This window comes from Mesorhizobium sp. M0189, from assembly GCF_040322135.1.
GTDB lineage: Bacteria > Pseudomonadota > Alphaproteobacteria > Rhizobiales > Rhizobiaceae > Mesorhizobium.
This window is the reverse complement of sequence record NZ_JAMYSW010000063.1, coordinates 1-683: the sequence shown is the minus strand read 5'-3', so window position 1 is coordinate 683 and position 683 is coordinate 1. Positions and strand designations below refer to the sequence as shown.

Annotated in this window: 1 protein-coding gene; it reads right to left on the bottom strand. The window is 62.8% G+C overall.

What is annotated here, in order from left to right:
- Window positions 1–6: 6 nt before the first annotated feature.
- The coding region (locus NKJ09_RS32450) for an ISAs1 family transposase (protein ID WP_352644044.1) at window positions 7–683 on the bottom strand (677 nt) is incomplete at its 5' end.

Sequence of the window (683 nt, the reverse complement as noted above, 5' to 3'; positions counted from 1 at the left end):
GCAGGGCTATCGCATATGAGTGATGGCATTGATGAGATAGTCGTCGTTCCAGGCGCATTTCTTGATGCGATGGCTGATGGGAACTTTGGCAGCATCGGCGGCCTGAAGGATGTTTCTGGCGAGGCGATTGAGAAGGGCTGTGTTGGCGGGAGCATTGTCCTTGCGGGCACGGCTGAGATCCTCATCGAGATGGACATCGAGCATCCAATGCAGGCCGTTCTCGATCTGCCAATGAGCTCTGGTGAGGTCGAGCGCCCGCTGCGGCGACATGAGCGTGGAGGCCATGAACAGGCGCATCAAAGGTCTGGCCTGATCGCGCCGGCTGGTGATGCGGATGAAGGCCTGGTGGCCAGGCATCAGCGGCTCGGCCGCCGCCACGATCTCGGCCTGCCGCCACTCGTTGCGGCCGTGGCTGGTCTCGGTGCGCTCGGCAATGGAAGGGGTGGCGTCGGCCAGTTGCAGGTTGGCGCGGCGCAGCCAATGACGACGGTTGCCCTTCAGCGCAAGCAGGTAATCGCCACCTCTTTGGGTAATGGCCGCAGCCATGCGGGTGTGGCAGTGGAGCGCATCGGCGGTGACCAATCTGCCCGTAAGATCAATGAGTTCGACGACCTTGAGCGCGGCCTCGACTTCGTTCTCACCATCGCTCGGCGAGACTGCCGCCAGGCACAGCCGGGTCTCGG